Consider the following 16,161-nt stretch of genomic DNA (forward strand, 5'->3'; position numbering starts at 1 on the left):
ATGGCACAGGCGCCCACGGCTACCAAAAAACCGAAAACCCTCACCGCACACGGTCACGACCGCACCGACGAATACTACTGGATGAACGACCGGGAAGACCCGGAAGTCATCGACTACCTGAAGGCCGAAAACGCCCACCAGGAAGCCGGCATGGCCCACACCAACGAGTTGCAGGAAACCCTTTTCGCCGAAATCAAGGGACGCATTAAGGAAGACGACAGTAGCGTCCCCTACGTGCGCCGGGGCTACCGCTACCAAACGAAATACGAGGTAGGCGAACAGTACCCCCGCTACCTGCGCACGCAGGTTGCCGAAGGTGCCACCGAAGAGGTGATGCTGGACCTCAACGTCCTTTCTGAGCCCCACGACTTTTACAACATCGGCGGCATGGCGGTGAGCGACGACAATCGCTACCTGGCCTACGGCGAGGACACCCTCTCCCGCCGGATTTATACCATCCACATCAAGGACCTGCTGACCGGCCAGAACCTGCCCGATCAAATTCCCAACACCACCGGCGGAGCCGTCTGGAGTGCCGACGGCGAATACCTCTTCTATTCCGTCAAGGACGAAACCCTGCGCCCCTACAAAATCATGCGCCACAAACTGGGCACCGCTCCCCAGGATGACGTCGTGGTGTACGAGGAAAAGGACGACACCTTCCGGGCCTTCGTCTACCGCAGTAAGTCCATGAAGTACATCATCATCGGTTCCGCCCAGACGCTGAGCAATGAGTACTGGTTGTTGCGGGCCGACGAGCCCCTGGCCTCGCTGCGCTGCTTCCAGCCGCGGGAACGAGACCTGGAGTACAGTATCGCCCACATCGACGATAAGTTCTACGTGCTGACCAACAAAGACGCCCGGAACTTCCAGCTGATGGTGACGCCCGAGCACGCCACGGAAAAGGAAAACTGGGAAACGGTCATCGGTCACCGGGAGGATGTCCTGCTGGAGGACGTAGACCTTTTCCGGGACTACCTGGTCATCAGCGAGCGCAAGGAAGGCCTGACCCAACTGCGCATCCGTCCCTTCGCGGGAGAGGAACACTATTTGGAATTTCAGGATCCGGCTTACGTGGCCTATTCGTCCACCAACCCCGAGTTTGAAACCGAAGTCCTCCGTTTCGGCTACCAGAGCCTGACGACTCCGGCCAGTACCTACGACTACAACATGCGCACGCGGGAGCGAACGCTGCTGAAGCAGCAACCGGTGCTGGGTGAATTTAGTCCCGAACACTACCGCAGTGAACGGGCCATGGCCACGGCCAGGGACGGCGTGCAGGTGCCCATCAGCATCGTCTACCATAAGGATACGCCCCGGGACGGTAGTGCGCCCCTGTTGCTTTACGCCTACGGTAGTTATGGTTACAGCATGGACCCCTCCTTCAGCGTAGCCCGTCTGAGTTTGCTGGACCGCGGCTTCGTCTACGCCATTGCCCATATCCGGGGCGGACAGGAGATGGGCCGCTCCTGGTACGAAGACGGAAAGCTGCTGAAAAAGAAGAATACCTTCACGGACTTTATCGACTGCGGTGAGTGGCTCATCGCCAATAAATTCACTTCCAAGGAAGGACTGTTTGCTATGGGAGGCAGTGCCGGCGGCCTCCTCATGGGTGCGGTGGTAAATATGCGCCCCGACCTCTGGGCGGGCGTCGTCGCGGCGGTGCCCTTCGTGGACGTAGTAACCACCATGCTGGACGATTCCATTCCGCTCACCACCGGAGAGTACGACGAGTGGGGCAATCCGAACGAAAAAGAATACTACGATTACATTCTGAGCTACAGTCCCTACGATCAGGTATCGGCCCAGGATTACCCCGCCATGCTCGTCACCACGGGGCTCCACGACAGCCAGGTGCAGTACTGGGAGCCCGCCAAATGGGTGGCCCGCTTACGGGAGCGGAAGACCAACGACCGACCACTCTACCTGCACACCAATCTGGAGACCGGACACGGAGGCGCCAGTGGACGCTTTGACCGGATCAAGGAAATAGCCCGGGACTACTCCTTCCTGATCGACCTGGCGGGCAAGGCCGGATAATCGACCGCACATCCGCGCCGGTATTCTTGTTGCAGAAAGAAAAACTCGATGAATTTCTTTTTGCAAGTAAACGAACTAAGCGTGGACGTCTGGTGGCTCCTCGGTGTAGCCGTACTGGCCGTGATTTTTTACTTCACACTGCGGTATTTTCAGCAGCGTCAGCAACGCCGTCGGGCCGAACGTCATGACCCGAAGGCGGCTATCGTCAACGACACCAATTACAACATTGATCGTGCGGGGATGGATAACCACCGGGCCGACACGACTTCTCCCGAAGAGGCACAACGGGCGGTGGAGACGCTGGATGCCACGGACCAGATTCCGACGGAAGAGGAGTTTGGTGACCTTCGTCGGACCTTAAAGAAATCTTAGGGCCGGGAAAATCGGTGGTTTTGCCGTTGGCATATGCTACTTTTGCCCTCCCGAGTCGACGCTCCCGTTGCCACTAAAAGTTAAGGGCGACGGAGCGCAGGTGCCAGGTAAATCCTGCGTACCGCCGGGGCCGGGAAACGCAAACGGATGAAACAACTCGATAAATTACTGGCCAGATCATTCCTCGGTCCCTTCGTGGTGACCTTCGGTATCGCCATTTTCGTGTTGTTGATGCAGATTCTCTGGCTTTACCTGGACGACATCGCCGGCAAGGGCCTGGGCTTTTTCGTGGTCATGGAGCTGCTCGCCTACAAATGCGTGGGCCTGGTACCACTCGCCCTGCCGCTCGCCCTGCTGATTTCCTCGGTCATGGTGCTCGGGGGCATGGCGGAACATTACGAGCTCTCCAGCTTCAAGTCGGCTGGGGTGTCCCTTTTCCGGGTCATGCGCCCGCTCATTCTCTTCGGTATTCTTTCCTCCGGGGTCTCCTATTTCTGTAGTGACTACGTCATTCCGGCGGCCAACCTCCAGTTCGGCGCCCGGATGTACGACATCCAGCAGAAAAAACCCACGCTGAGCATGGAGCCCGGCGTATTCAACGAAGACTTCAGTCAGTTTGCCATCCGGCTCGGTGAACGCGACAACAACGGACGCGACATCCGGGACGTGCTGATCTACGACCACAGCAAGGCGGCCACCGGCGAACTGGTGCAGATAACGGCCAGCAACGGAGAAATGTATTCTTCTGACGACGGGAATTTCTTCATCATGCGGCTGTTTGACGGCTTTCAGTACCTGGAACAGCGGCCGGGAGGCCGCAACGGTCAGAACCGACCCTTCATCCGCACCAAGTTTGATACCTACACGAAGGTGTTTGATCTGAGCGAATTCAACCTGCAGGTTACCAACGCTAAACTCTTTGCCACCAACCGCAGCATGCTCGCCACCTGGCAGCTTCAGGAAGGAGTGGACAGTATTGACCTGGACATTGCCATCCGAAAACAAACGATCAGCAACCATCTGACGAGTTATTTGCCCCTGCTCAAAAAGGATACTACCGTCTACCGGGAGAGTTGGACGCGGAAACAGGAGCAAGAAGCTGCTGCTGCCCGGGATTCCGTAGCTGCGGATACCGCCCGACAGCTGTCTTCCATTGCTGAGACCGTAGAGGCAGAAGACCTCCCCCCCACCCGACCGCCAAGAGCGACGCAAACCCCGAGTCAGATTCAACGCATCGACAACCGTAGTCCGGAGAAAATGGTCACGGATCAGACCGCGCTGGACCGGACCATGGTCACCCGGGAACTGGAGGATCGGCAGCAGGTTCAGTATCAGCGTGCCCTGAAGCATCCCCTGGTTCGGGGAGCGACGGACTGGCCGGGGATAGAATCCATGATGGACAGTCTGGAAAACACCATTGCTACCCGGGTGTATAATCGCAGCCGGTCGGCCATTCGGTCGGTCACCAGTCAGGCCCAGGCCGCCCAACGGATTATCCCCGGAGTGGAAGAAAGCCGGGTAAAGCACATCTACGATTTGCACATGAAGTACAGCATGGCCCTGGTCTGCATCATTTTTATTTTCATCGGGGCGCCGATGGGGGCCATCGTTCGTAAAGGGGGCTTTGGGTATCCCATTCTGGTGAGTATCATCTTCTTCGTGATTTTCATCATCCTCACCATTCTTTGCCGCAAGCTGGCGGAGAGCTTTGTGGTTACCGGAGCCGTGGCGGGATGGCTTCCCTGCGTAGTCCTGTTCCCGATGAGTTTGTACATCACGAGGCGGGCCATGCGGGACGCCAAGCTGGTCAGCACCGACGGATTGTCGAATGCGTTGACCTGGATTCAAAAACGGTTCCGGAAGGATAAGCCCAAGCCCACTACCCAGGCATAAGGGAGACAGTCTCCTTTTTTAGTCGGCTTCTTTGGTGACGGCAAATTTACCGCTGCCTATATTCGCGCCATGCCGCTGTACATGCCAGAGAAGACCACCAGGGAGTTCCTACGGGCCAACCGGGTATTCCTGATTGCTTTTCTCTTACTCTTGCTGAACTTCCTATACGTCCTGGCAACCAACAAACAGGGGGACGCCCTAATTCTGATCAATCAGCATCGGAGCGCTTTCTGGGATCAGTTTTTCATCATCGGAACCCGCTTCGGGGAGCCCGAGGCGTACGTCATTGTATTCATTGTGGCGTCAGCCTTTCGCTTCCGCACGGGCTTATTCGCCATCATGAGTGGCATTACGGCCGGGCTACTGAGTGGGCTGCTTAAGGTAATTTTCGGGGCGGCCCGGCCCATGCGCTGGTTTTTTGACAATTACGAAGAAGTCTGGCATTCCCTCAATTTATTCGAAGAACACATGCGCAGCTGGGCCTACACCAGTTTCCCCAGCGGGCACGCCGCCTCGGCCTTTGCCCTCTTCAGTTTCGTTAGTTTCAATGCGCGGCGGGGCAAATTTATCGTTGGTCTCGGTTGTTTTCTCGTTGCCGCCCAGGTGGCCTTCAGCCGTATGTATCTGCTCTACCACTTCCTGCGGGACGTGACGGCGGGGGCCTTTCTCGGTCTCATTATCGGCGTACTCATGTACGGGCTGCAGTACCGGTTCTTCCCCGATAGCAGGCTGCTTAACCGGGGCTGGTACCGCAAGGACGGCCTGCCCGACGTTACCACATCCATTAATTCCACGGACGCTTAATCTCATTTTTCCTCATGTCTTCAGCTTACCCCACCATTGCCGTCATTCGGGAAGGAAAAGTCCCCCCGGATAGCCGAACTCCACTTAACCCTACTCAGGCCGCCACGCTACGGGCCATGGGCGTAGATCTGGTGGTACAGCCCAGTACGGGACGCACCTTCACGGATGAGGAATACCGGGCAGCAGGCGTTCCCGTGGTCGAAGACATCAGCGATCGGGAGTTGCTGCTTGGCATCAAAGAAGTGCCGATTGACCAGCTCATTCCCAACAAAACCTACTGCTTCTTCGCCCACGTGGCCAAAGAACAGCCCTACAACCAGCCCCTCATGCGGGCGATGCTGGAAAAGAAAATCACCCACATTGACTATGAGTACCTTACCGACGAACGCGGTCGGCGGCTGATTGCCTTTGGCTACTGGGCCGGGATGGTGGGTGCCCACAATGCCGTATGGACTTACGCTGAGCGTCGGGGCAGCTTCACCCTGCCCCGCCTGAAGGACGTCTTCGACTACGCGGAGGCAAAAGAAATCTACGCCCGAACTACGTTCCCGGAGGACCTGAAAATAGTGCTGACCGGAACGGGCAGAGTGGGGAAAGGTGCCGCGCAGGTGCTGGATGATATGGGGATCAAAAAGGTTAGTCCGGCGAGCTTCCTGCAGGGAGCGTCCGGCCCCGTATACACCCAGCTGGCCGTGAAGGATTATGCGGTACACCCCGACGGGCGGGAAATTCTAAAGTCGCACTTCTACGCCCATGGTGAGGAATACCGTTCTTCCTTCGGCCGTTTTGCGGAGGTAGCCACGGTCTTCATTAACGGGATTTTCTGGGACGGGAAGGCACCGGCCTTCTTCACCCGGGAAGAAATGGGAAAGGACAATTTCAGCATCGAAGTAATCGGGGACGTCACCTGTGACATCGCCCCGGCGGCCAGTGTACCCTCAACCCTGAAGGCCTCGACCATTGCGGAGCCGGTCTTTGGCTATGACCCCCAAACCGGCCGGGAAACGGACCCCTACCTTGATCGTGCCATTGACGTGATGTCCATTGACAACCTCCCCAGCGAATTACCGCGTGACGCGAGCACGGCATTTGGCGAGACCTTCATTAAAAAGATTCTACCCGAATTCGCCAAAGATCATTCAGCGATTCTCGAACGGGCTACTGTCTGTACTGACGGGCAGTTAGGGCCTCATTTCGGGTACCTAAAAGCGTACGCTTACGGAGAAGAAGGCTAACTCCTGCTTTTAGCGCCCTTGCCGATTACTCCCAGATCAAGGAGAACGGCGATCACCATACCGATGGTGGGAATACCGCTCCAGTCGCCACCGTAATAGTGGATGGCAATTGCGTACCAGAATAAGGTGAAGGGCATAAAAAAGAAACCGAGGAGCGGAATCAGCCAACCGTCAAAAACGCCAGAGAACCAACTGGTAAATATCCAAAGGCAAAAGATCACGACCCGGGGAAAGAAGAAGCCAAGAATAACGAGAAGGATGGGCATGGTAACTGGTTATGGCCGAGGCATTGCCTTCGGGATGGACGAATGGAACAATATTATTCCAATCGACAGATTTTGGAAAATCTATACGCCCGAGTAAGCGCTGCGGGAGACGGAATGTTCGATTTATTCGATGAACTCCCTCGACGCTTTCCGGGGAGGATCTTCACGCACCACATGAACGGATTCCAGAAAGGTGATGACCTTTTCGGTGGGCATCTCGCAGGGCTTCAGTTGGGGACCATGGAGCGTCAGGTAGACGTTGAGGCTGACAAAATCATTCCCTCCAAGTTCCTCGGCGTAGAACTTGTGCACCCTACCCTTCAGGTTGACTTGATACCTAAGTCCATACAGGTTTCCACGGTATCGCCCGGTGGAATAGCCTTCTGGCAGGGAACGTAGCTTCTTCCACCAGGATGTGGTCATGACTGGCAGTTGGCGCAGACTCCGGTAAGGACGAGCTGGGCGTCGTTCATCTGGTAGTCTTTGGGGAGCCTGATTTCGGGGATGGTAACGGCGTGCAGGCAGGCAGTGGTTCCGCAGACGACGCACCGAAAGTGTGCGTGGGTATCGTGATGATCGTGTTCATCACAGCGATGGCCACAAAGGGCAAACTTTACCTTACCCGTACCGTCTGCAACCTGATGAATGAGTCCGGCCTCTTCAAAGCTCTTCAGCGTCCGGTAAAGGGTAATTCGATCAATGGAAGAAAGATTTTCCTCCACGTCCGCGCTAGATAGCGCTCGCTGATTGTTGGCCTGGAAAATGGACAGTACGTCCCGGCGCGCAGCCGTTCCGCGTAGTCCGTGCTGGCGAAGCTGATCGTTTAATTTGGTTGTTGGCTGGCTCATAAAATCGAATACAATTCAGGCGAGGGACACCTTTTACCTAAGGTAAGCCGTGATTAAATAATAATGTGCGAAATAAGCGGAGAAAGCAGAACAAAACAAGTTCGTGCACACCTTACTGTAAAAGATAGTTTTTTTTAGCATAAAAGGGGCGAAACATTTGCAATTACGTAATGTATGTTTAACTTAGCCCGAGTTAGTGGTCGAGTAAAACTCATTGCTCGGCCCGAACGCCCCAACTGAATTTTGCCGTACATACCCGGCAGGAATCAGATAACACGCACACCACAGTTATAAAACAAGTCTGCGACTAATCATTGTTCACCGGCAGGGTGAGCAAGGGTCAACTTTATGCTCCGAAAGTGTGGATATCCATCCGTCGACGCCACTTAATGAGCACTCAGAAGTTACCCTGGCGGAGCCTTGCCTTCTACATAACCTTTTTACTCATCTTAATCATGAAACCAACTTCCTTATTACTTGGTCTTCTTTTTGCCTTCATCCTCGTCAGCTGTACAGAAGAGGAAAATGCGCTGGCACCGGAGGACTTCACACCTAAATCCGGCTTCCTGGTTGACCACAACGAAGACGGCGACGTCGACCGGCCATCCTACGACTTTGAGCATGCGCTCCTGGAGCACGTCGAAGGGCAGCAGGTTGACCCCTACCACGTGGAGACCGTGGAGACGACCCGCCCCGACGGGACCACCGAAACCATCTACCTCCTGGAGGGAGACATCGAGATGACCAAGGAGCAACTCCGCGAATTCCAGAGTATGGATGCCGCCCTGCAGAAGCAGTACCGCACCAGCAACCTCGTATCCGACAACAACATCAGCGTTATCGGGTACACGGGAGGCAGCTACGCGCTGACCAGCAAAATGCGTACGGCGCTCCAGTGGGCCATCAACAACTACAACCGGATTAACACGGGCAAGACGTTTACACTGTCCTTCCAGGCCAGTACCAACGCCGACATTGTGGTGTACCGCAACTTCCAGAACGGAGGCGCGGGTGGTTCCGCGGGCTTCCCGAGCGGAGGAGCTCCCTACAAGTGGGTACAGATTTACGCCGGTATGGAGAACTACAATACCAACGTAAACGAGCACGTGATGACGCACGAAATTGGCCACTCCATGGGACTGCGCCACACGGACTACTTCAGCCGGCAGAGCTGCGGGCAGAACAGCAACGAAGGTAGTGCCGGCGTGGGAGCCATTCACATTCCCGGCACGCCAACGGGCTACGATTCCAACTCCGTAATGCTGGCTTGTTTCAGCAGCAACGAAGATGGTGAGTTTGGCACCTACGACATCATTGCGCTGGAATACCTCTACTAATGATCCGTTGCGAAGGCCTCCGGGAGTCGCAATAAATCAATAGCATCCAGCATCCATTGTCATTATCGATGGATAGGCCCGTTCCCCCGTTTGTGGGGGGACGGGCTGTTTTTTTGTCCATTCTTCAGGATAGTAAGCGGTCGGGCACTTGCGTAGCTTACCAATTATTGCGAATTTTGGCGCCGTTCCGGATTCTTCGGGTGACGTGCATTAGGTGGCCAGACCGTAAGCGTACGGCGGAGTCATGCTTCCACCTCACCGCGGTAAATCCACGAAATCCGGACCCTCGCCTACTTGGCGAGGTCATTTTCGGCAACCTTGCCTGGGCCGCCACGGGCGGCCAGGGACAAGATTCCGTTGGCACCTGCGCGCCGTCGCCCCAAAAAAAATCGGGCGCTTCGTTGAGGTTTGTCTTGTGCACCCAGCTGCAGCGACTTCTCTTCTCACCCCGGTGGTGAAGCCCCCGAAGAGACGGAGCCGAGGGTGCCAGCGGTCCACGGGGTACCGCGGTTTATTACCCCCTCCAAAATTCTATGCTTAATGACATTTACCCAAACGCATTCCCAGATGAAGCTGCGTCGCATCTTCATCAAGAACGAACTGCCCGCTGAGCTTTCCGCACTTAACCGGCTGGCCCGGAACATCTGGTGGTCCTGGAACGCCGGAGCGTCCAACCTCTTTCACTACATCGACCACGACCAGTTCGTTGCTCTGAACTACAATCCGGTAGCGCTGATTGAGCAACTGGACCCCGCCAGAATCAAGGAACTCATTGCCGATAAAGATTTCCTGAAGCAGCTGAAGGCGGCCGAAAAGGCCTTTGATGCCTACCTGGCAGAAAAGAAAGCAGCTGACCAACCCCGCATCGCTTACTTCAGCATGGAGTACGGCCTCCACATCAGTCTGAAGCTTTACAGCGGAGGACTGGGCGTACTGGCCGGAGACTACCTGAAGGAAGCGAGCGACGGTAACGTCGATTTATTCGGTGTGGGCCTCCTCTACCGCTACGGTTACTTCAACCAGGGCCTGAGCATGAACGGTGATCAGCTCCACCATTACCCCGCCCAAAAGTTCACCCAGCTGCCCGTGGAACCCGTCCGCCGGGAGGACGGTAACTGGCTGAAGGTACAGGTTCCCATTCAGGGCCGTATCGTGCAGGCCAAGGTATGGAAGCTCCCCATCGGCAGAATTAACCTCTACCTGCTCGACACCGACCACGAAGACAACAGTCAGGAGGATCGCGAGCTGACCCACATGCTTTACGGTGGGGATAACGAACACCGCCTGAAGCAGGAAATTCTGCTGGGTATCGGCGGGGTCCGGGCCATCGAAGCCATGGGACTCAAGCCCGACATCTATCACCTCAACGAGGGTCACGCCGGATTCCTCAGCATTGAGCGATTGAAAAATCACGTGGAAGGCGGTATGCTTTTCCACGAAGCCGTGGAGGCCGTGCGCTCCAGCAGCCTCTATACTACCCACACCCCCGTGCCCGCCGGGCACGACCACTTCCCCGAACACCTCCTACGGAACTATCTGTACAACTACGCCGGGGAACTCGGAATCGACTGGCACGACTTCGTGGCCCTCGGGCGCACCAACCCCGACGATAGTGGAGAAGACTTCAACATGTCCAAACTCTCCATCCGGCTCAGCCAGCGCGTGAACGGTGTGAGTAAGCTTCACGGTGAAGTGAGCCAGGAGATGTTCACTCCCCTCTACCCCGGTTATACGGCCGAAGAGATTCACATCGGTTACGTCACCAACTCCGTCCACTACCCTACCTGGATCGCCAACGATCTCCACGATCTGTACAATTCCGTATTCGGGAAAAACTGGCTTCGCCAGCAGAGTGACCCCAAGATCTGGCGCAACATCCATAAGGTCGAAGACAAGAAACTCTACGACGTCCGCCACACCCTGAAGGTTAGACTGCTGGATTACGTCCGCGAGAAACTGGCGGCAGACATGCGCCGCCGTGGGGAAAGCCCGAGTACGACCCTGAACATCATCAACAAGATCAATAACGAGGCGCTGGTCCTCGGTTTCGCCCGGCGCTTTGCTACCTACAAGCGCGCTACCCTGCTTTTCCACAACGAGGAACGGCTGCGGCAGTTGGTGAACCGGGCGGATCAACCGGTCATCTTCCTTTTTGCCGGTAAGGCCCACCCCGCCGACCAGGGCGGGCAGGATCTGATCCGTCACATCATCCACATCAGCAAGCAGCCAGACTTTGCGGGTAAGATCATCTTCCTCGAAGATTACAATATGGAAATGGCCAAGCTGCTGACCCAGGGCGTCGACATCTGGCTGAACACCCCTACCCGCCCCCTGGAGGCCTCCGGAACCTCGGGTATGAAGGCGGCCCTGAATGGTTCGGTAAACTTCTCCGTACTCGACGGATGGTGGGCCGAAGGCTACCGGCCCGACGCGGGTTGGGCCCTTCCCCTGGAACGTACCTACGAAGACCAGCACCTGCAGAACGAGCTGGACGCCCAGACGATCTACAGCATCCTGGAAGACGACATCATCCCAACCTTCTTCCGCCGCGACGAGACCGGCATCAGCAAGGACTGGATGAGCTACGTAAAGCAAATCATCGCGGAGGTGGCACCCGACTTCACCATGAAGCGAATGATGGATCACTACTACGAACGCTTCTACAATCCGCTGCACCAAAGCGCCAAAACGGCGCAGGCTAAGGATTACCAGGTAGCTCGGAAACTGGCGGCCTGGAAGGAGGAGCTGGTCAATAAGTGGTCCGGTATCTACGTGGTAGAGAATAACTCCTTCGACAGCATCAACCACGCGCTCCCCATGGGAGAACCCTTCCGGGGTGAGGTGGTCCTGGACACCAACGGCATTGACGCCAAGGATCTGGTGCTCGAAGCCATTTTCTACTACCGGGAAAACGAATCCACCATCAAGGCACGGAAAACCGAAGCCTTCAGGTTGGTGGGCCAAAAAGACGGTAAGGCTACCTTTACCATCGAACTGGACCCCCAGCTGGCCGGCGTATACGAATACGGCTTCCGCCTGCGGCCCTACCACAAGCACATGGCCCACGCTCAGGACCTGAACCTGGTCTTCTGGGTGTAAGGCCAATTACCTACGACGGGAAAGACACCGGAGCCGCCAACGTGCGGTTCCGGTGTCCTCGTTTTGGGTAATCGGCCCGGGATCAATGGTTATCTTTGCGTCACCAAACGAAAACAATTATGGAAACTCCGGCTACCGTCCAGATGCTCAACCTTCAACTCCCCACGGACCCCCGCTGGGTAAATTTGGCGGAAATGGACCTGGGAGAAATTCTCACGGATCACGCCTACTGCGAGCAAAAGGCGGCGACCAGCTGCATTTCCCTGGTGCAGGGCTATCCGGATTATCCCGAACTGGTGCGGGAAGTTGCCCCGATCGTTACGGAAGAATGGGGGCATTTCCGGGCCGTGCTGGCTGAGTTGGACAAACGTGGGCTGGAACTCGGACGGCAGCGCAAGGACGAATACGTCAATGGGCTGATGAAATTTCTCCAGAAGGGTGGCGGCCGGGAACGAGCCCTGCTGGAAAAACTACTGCTCTGCGCACTGATTGAAGCCCGTAGCTGTGAACGCTTCCGCCTGCTGAGCCTCTACTGTGCCGACGAAGACCTCCGGCAGTTCTACCATAAGTTCATGGTGGCCGAGGCCGGCCATTACGTCCTCTTCATCGAACTGGCCCGGAAGTATTTTGATCGGGAGAAAGTAGACGCGCGCTGGAAAGAATTTCTGGCCTACGAGGCGGAGCTACTGCAAAATTTGGAAGTCCGCGGAGACCGGATGCACTAGTTTTTTTACGATCCGCAAACGGATAAGTGATCAAATCTTAGGTTCAAGAACGAAAAGTAATTCCAGCTTAAATAATTGATGCACAATTATTTAAGCCAACCCTTTTCGTGTACCTTATCACGATCATCACAAATTTGAATTACTGTCTCCAAGCAAATTTTTACTTCAGGACGTTTCTTTGCCAACCAGCAGTGCGAAAGCCTGCCTTTGTTTTGATTTTATTCGCTCCACTCGTCTTTTCCAGTATTCCCTAACCTTAACATCAATCCTGAAGTAAAACCATATGCAACGAATTACAGTAGCCAAGGGAGACGGTATCGGTCCGGAAATCATGGACGCCGCCCTTCGGGTCATGAAAGCCGCCAACGCCCGCATCGAGTGGGACGAAATTGAAATCGGGGAGCAAGTCTACCTTTCGGGAAACTCCAGTGGGATCAGCGCTGATAGCTGGAAAAAGATTCGCGAGAACAAAATCTTCTTCAAGGCTCCCATCACGACCCCGAGGGGTGGTGGCTACAAGAGCCTCAACGTAACCCTACGCAAGACCCTGGGGCTGTACGCCAACATCCGCCCCTGTAAGAGCTTTTCGCCCTTCATCGCCACCAAGCATCCGGAAATGGACGTGGTGGTGATCCGCGAAAACGAAGAGGACCTCTACGCGGGCATCGAGCACCGGCAGACCGACGAGGTGGTCCAGTGCCTCAAACTGATTACCCGTCCGGGTTGTGAAAAGATCATCCGCTACGCCTTTGAGTACGCCCGACTGTATCGGCGCAAGAAGGTGAGTTGCTTCGTGAAGGACAACATCATGAAGCATACCGACGGCTTGTTTCACGAAGTCTTCAAGGAGATCGCCGCGGAGTACCCAGACATCGAATCCGACAACTGGATCATTGACATCGGCGCCGCGCGTCTGGCCGATACTCCGGAAATCTTTGACGTCATCGTTACGCCCAATCTTTACGGCGACATCATTTCCGACATCACGGCGCAAATCTCCGGGTCGGTTGGTCTGGCGGGCACGGCCAACATCGGCGCCAGCTGCGCCATGTTTGAGGCCATCCACGGCTCGGCGCCTCCCATTGCCGGGCAAAACGTCGCCAACCCCTCCGGACTGATTCGTGCGGGCGTGATGATGCTGCACCACATCGGTCAGCAGGACGTGGCGGAAACCATCAAAAATGCCTGGTCTTGCGTCATTGAAGAAGGCATTCACACGGAGGATATCTACCGGGAAGGCGTCAGTAAGCAGCTCGTAGGCACCCGGGAGTTTGCCGATGCCATCATCGAGCGCCTGGGCCGCAAGCCCCGGCAGCTCAAGGTAACCGAGTACGTGAAGGGCGTGACGATGAACATCCCCGACTACCAGCGCCGCAAGCGGGCCGATAAGCGCCTGCAGGGCGTGGACATCTTCGTCGACTGGGAAGGCTCCAATCCCGATGAACTGGCCGAAAAACTGCAGCGGCTCGACGGAAAGATCAAGCTGTCCATGATCACCAATCGCGGGGTCAAGGTATGGCCCCACGGGTTTGAGGAAACCTTCTGTACGGACCACTGGCGCTGTCGCTACGAAGTCCTGGAAGGGGAAGAATCCGTGGCCAACAACTGCATCCCGGAGTTACTCGCCCAGGCCGTGGAGGAGAAAATCGACGTCATCAAAACGGAGAACCTCTACACCTTCGACGGCAACCGCGGCTATTCCCTCGGACAGGGACAATAGCGCACCGCACCCTGAAGAATGGCCGCCGGACCGGTGGTCATTCTTCAGGGATTTTACCGGCGATCCCGAGATTAGTGTATTATCGGGATCGCCAATTTAAGATCAGGGCGCTGGCGCGCAGGTGCCGTGAATCAGGATTTAGGCGTAAGGATCTAGGATTAACTAAATCCTTGGTACTAAACCCTGAACAATTGCGGGCAAAATCCTACAGCCCAATCAACCCGGCACCTGCGCCTTGTCGCCCAAATTGTTTTGGTGATCTTATTTCCCCTCTAGCTTCATCAGGTAACGCAGGATTCCGGTTACGCTCATGTAGGGAGGATTCGCGGCGCGGTAGGCCGCAATGCCGTCCTCCGTCAAACCCGCCGCCCGCAATTCATCCTCAACGAACTGGGTAAATGCGGGCATGACTTCCCCCGCCTTCTGGCCGGGACGCACGTGGTTCACCACCCACTCCACGTAGGCTTCTAACCTTCGCTGAAGATCCTCCAGGTGGGAATTGTCCGCCGGAATAGCCCCGTAGTGGGTAAGGTAGAAAGTTGTTGCAGAAAGAGATTTCAGGCGCTCGATGGAGACCTTCCAGGCAGCCAGGTCAATATCGGGTGGCGGCAGTGGAGGCACCACCGGACCATTCATGATCTTGACGCCCCCCACGTCTCCGGTAAATACCTGACCACCCAACTGCCAGGCAATGTGATGGCTGGCGTGACCGGGCGTATGGTGGGCGATCCAATCGTTTCCGCCAATGCTTAACGTCCTGAAATCCGCTACCGCTTCGATCCGCTGTGGATCAATTCGTTCCATTTTCCCCCACAGGCTTTCCATTTCATCACCGTAAATCCTACGGGCAGAATCATACAGGCGCGTTGGATCGATCATGTGCTTCAGTCCCACCGGGTGCACCCAGACCTTTACGCCCCGGCCGGCCCACCACCAGGCGGCCCCCGCGTGGTCAAAATGGATGTGGGTCAGCAAGAGCGTATGGACGTCCTCGGGCGAAAAACCCAATGCATCCAGTCCGGCCAACAGATGGTCGTGGGTGGAAAAAGGGCCGCATTCTACGAGGGTAATGCCGTCTTCGTCCGCAACGGCGTAGGCGGCAATGGCTTCCCGAGCGCCGAGGAAATTCAGATCAATGGTGTGAACGGTTGGTTGGGACATAGCTGAAGCGAATTACTATTCAAGGGCATCCACCAGGCCAAGGATTTCCTCCGCAATGATCACCGGATTCCGTGAGGCATTGAGAATATGGATGTTTTCCCCGTCCCCAAACTGCGCGTAGGCTTCCAGAAAGCCTTCCCGGACTTTGGTGAGTTTCTCCTGGGTTTCAAAGAGTTCTTTTTCGGTCCCCCTACCCTCAATGCGTTTCAGGCTCTCTGCGGGTGTCAGGTCCAGATGGATCGTCAGGTCTGCGGGCAGGGTACTCTTTGCGTGAAAATTAAAGGCGGCAATCATGCGGGGGTCGACAAATTCCCCCTGGTAGGCGAAGCTGCTGAAATAATAGCGGCTGGCGATCACGTGACACCCCTGGGTCAGTTGGTAAAGGATACCCTCGGTGGGGTGATGCAGGTGTTCCATCCGGTCGGCGGCGTACAGGGCGGCCAGGGCCCGCGGATCCATCCGGGTCTGTCCGCGTAGGACGTCCCGGATCAAGCGACCCACCGGTAACTCCGTGGGCTCCGCGGTCAGGTAGCACTTTTCTCCCCGGGCCTGCAGGGCATCCTGGAGCATCTCGATCTGGGTGGATTTTCCGCTGCCATCGAGTCCCTCGATAACAATAAATCTTGGCGTGTAGATAATCGTTGCGTTTGGGGGTGAAAGT

The 16,161-nt window shown here is 56.1% G+C and carries 14 protein-coding genes; 9 read left to right on the plus strand and 5 right to left on the minus strand.

Annotation, left to right across the window (positions count from 1 at the left end; genetic code table 11):
• The 5 genes from E1J53_RS05810 to E1J53_RS05830 all read left to right on the plus strand — a co-directional run bounded on the left by E1J53_RS05810 (position 1) and on the right by E1J53_RS05830 (position 6,344).
• Entirely contained in the window at positions 1–2,040 is a 2,040-nt protein-coding gene (locus E1J53_RS05810; RefSeq protein WP_134272002.1) for a S9 family peptidase, read from the plus strand.
• A 48-nt stretch (positions 2,041–2,088) separates the two neighbouring features.
• Positions 2,089–2,412: a hypothetical protein gene (locus E1J53_RS05815; RefSeq protein ID WP_134272003.1), complete on the plus strand. Its 324-nt coding sequence runs from the start codon at positions 2,089–2,091 to the stop codon at positions 2,410–2,412.
• Between the two features lie 147 nt (positions 2,413–2,559).
• Positions 2,560–4,305, plus strand: coding sequence for an LptF/LptG family permease (locus E1J53_RS05820; RefSeq protein ID WP_134272004.1), 1,746 nt, complete (start codon positions 2,560–2,562; stop codon positions 4,303–4,305).
• 69 nt (positions 4,306–4,374) lie between these two features.
• Positions 4,375–5,109 (plus strand): phosphatase PAP2 family protein, encoded by a 735-nt coding sequence (locus E1J53_RS05825; RefSeq protein ID WP_134272005.1) that lies wholly within the window; start codon positions 4,375–4,377, stop codon positions 5,107–5,109.
• 14 nt (positions 5,110–5,123) lie between these two features.
• A complete protein-coding gene (locus tag E1J53_RS05830) occupies positions 5,124–6,344 on the plus strand; it encodes an NAD(P)-dependent oxidoreductase (protein WP_134272006.1) in 1,221 nt (406 codons plus the stop codon).
• On the opposite strand, the gene E1J53_RS05835 is transcribed toward E1J53_RS05830, so the two are convergent.
• From E1J53_RS05835 to E1J53_RS05845, 3 genes are all read right to left on the minus strand, one after another.
• Positions 6,341–6,610 (minus strand): hypothetical protein, encoded by a 270-nt coding sequence (locus E1J53_RS05835; RefSeq protein WP_134272007.1) that lies wholly within the window; start codon positions 6,608–6,610, stop codon positions 6,341–6,343. The two genes, E1J53_RS05830 and E1J53_RS05835, sit on opposite strands and share 4 nt — an antisense overlap.
• Before the next feature lie 123 nt (positions 6,611–6,733).
• Positions 6,734–7,033, minus strand: a complete 300-nt coding sequence (locus E1J53_RS05840) for a peptide methionine sulfoxide reductase (RefSeq protein ID WP_134272008.1) — start codon at positions 7,031–7,033, stop codon at positions 6,734–6,736.
• Entirely contained in the window at positions 7,030–7,458 is a 429-nt protein-coding gene (locus E1J53_RS05845) for a Fur family transcriptional regulator (protein ID WP_134272009.1), read from the minus strand. The genes E1J53_RS05840 and E1J53_RS05845 overlap by 4 nt, the downstream gene beginning before the upstream one ends.
• Before the next feature lie 455 nt (positions 7,459–7,913).
• On the opposite strand from E1J53_RS05845, the gene E1J53_RS05850 reads away from it, so the two are divergent.
• The 4 genes from E1J53_RS05850 (at position 7,914) to E1J53_RS05865 (ending at position 14,339) form a co-directional block, all read left to right on the plus strand.
• Positions 7,914–8,795 (plus strand): M57 family metalloprotease, encoded by an 882-nt coding sequence (locus tag E1J53_RS05850; RefSeq protein ID WP_134272010.1) that lies wholly within the window; start codon positions 7,914–7,916, stop codon positions 8,793–8,795.
• Positions 8,796–9,335: 540 nt separating this feature from the next.
• On the plus strand, positions 9,336–11,894 hold the full coding sequence (gene glgP, locus E1J53_RS05855; protein WP_134272011.1) for an alpha-glucan family phosphorylase: 2,559 nt from the start codon (positions 9,336–9,338) through the stop codon (positions 11,892–11,894).
• Positions 11,895–12,013: 119 nt separating this feature from the next.
• Positions 12,014–12,619, plus strand: coding sequence for a tRNA-(ms[2]io[6]A)-hydroxylase (locus tag E1J53_RS05860; protein ID WP_173021381.1), 606 nt, complete (start codon positions 12,014–12,016; stop codon positions 12,617–12,619).
• Between the two features lie 283 nt (positions 12,620–12,902).
• Positions 12,903–14,339, plus strand: a complete 1,437-nt coding sequence (locus E1J53_RS05865; RefSeq protein WP_134272012.1) for an NADP-dependent isocitrate dehydrogenase — start codon at positions 12,903–12,905, stop codon at positions 14,337–14,339.
• A 261-nt stretch (positions 14,340–14,600) separates the two neighbouring features.
• On the opposite strand, the gene E1J53_RS05870 is transcribed toward E1J53_RS05865, so the two are convergent.
• Together E1J53_RS05870 and tmk are read right to left on the minus strand one after the other, a co-directional pair.
• Positions 14,601–15,500 carry an MBL fold metallo-hydrolase gene (locus E1J53_RS05870; RefSeq protein WP_134272013.1) on the minus strand — a complete coding sequence of 300 codons (900 nt, stop codon included), beginning with the start codon at positions 15,498–15,500 and terminating at the stop codon, positions 14,601–14,603.
• A 15-nt stretch (positions 15,501–15,515) separates the two neighbouring features.
• Entirely contained in the window at positions 15,516–16,139 is a 624-nt protein-coding gene (tmk, locus tag E1J53_RS05875; RefSeq protein WP_134272014.1) for a dTMP kinase, read from the minus strand.
• Positions 16,140–16,161: the final 22 nt, after the last annotated feature.

The sequence above is a fragment of the Lewinella sp. W8 genome, assembly GCF_004375085.3.
GTDB lineage: Bacteria > Bacteroidota > Bacteroidia > Chitinophagales > Saprospiraceae > Neolewinella.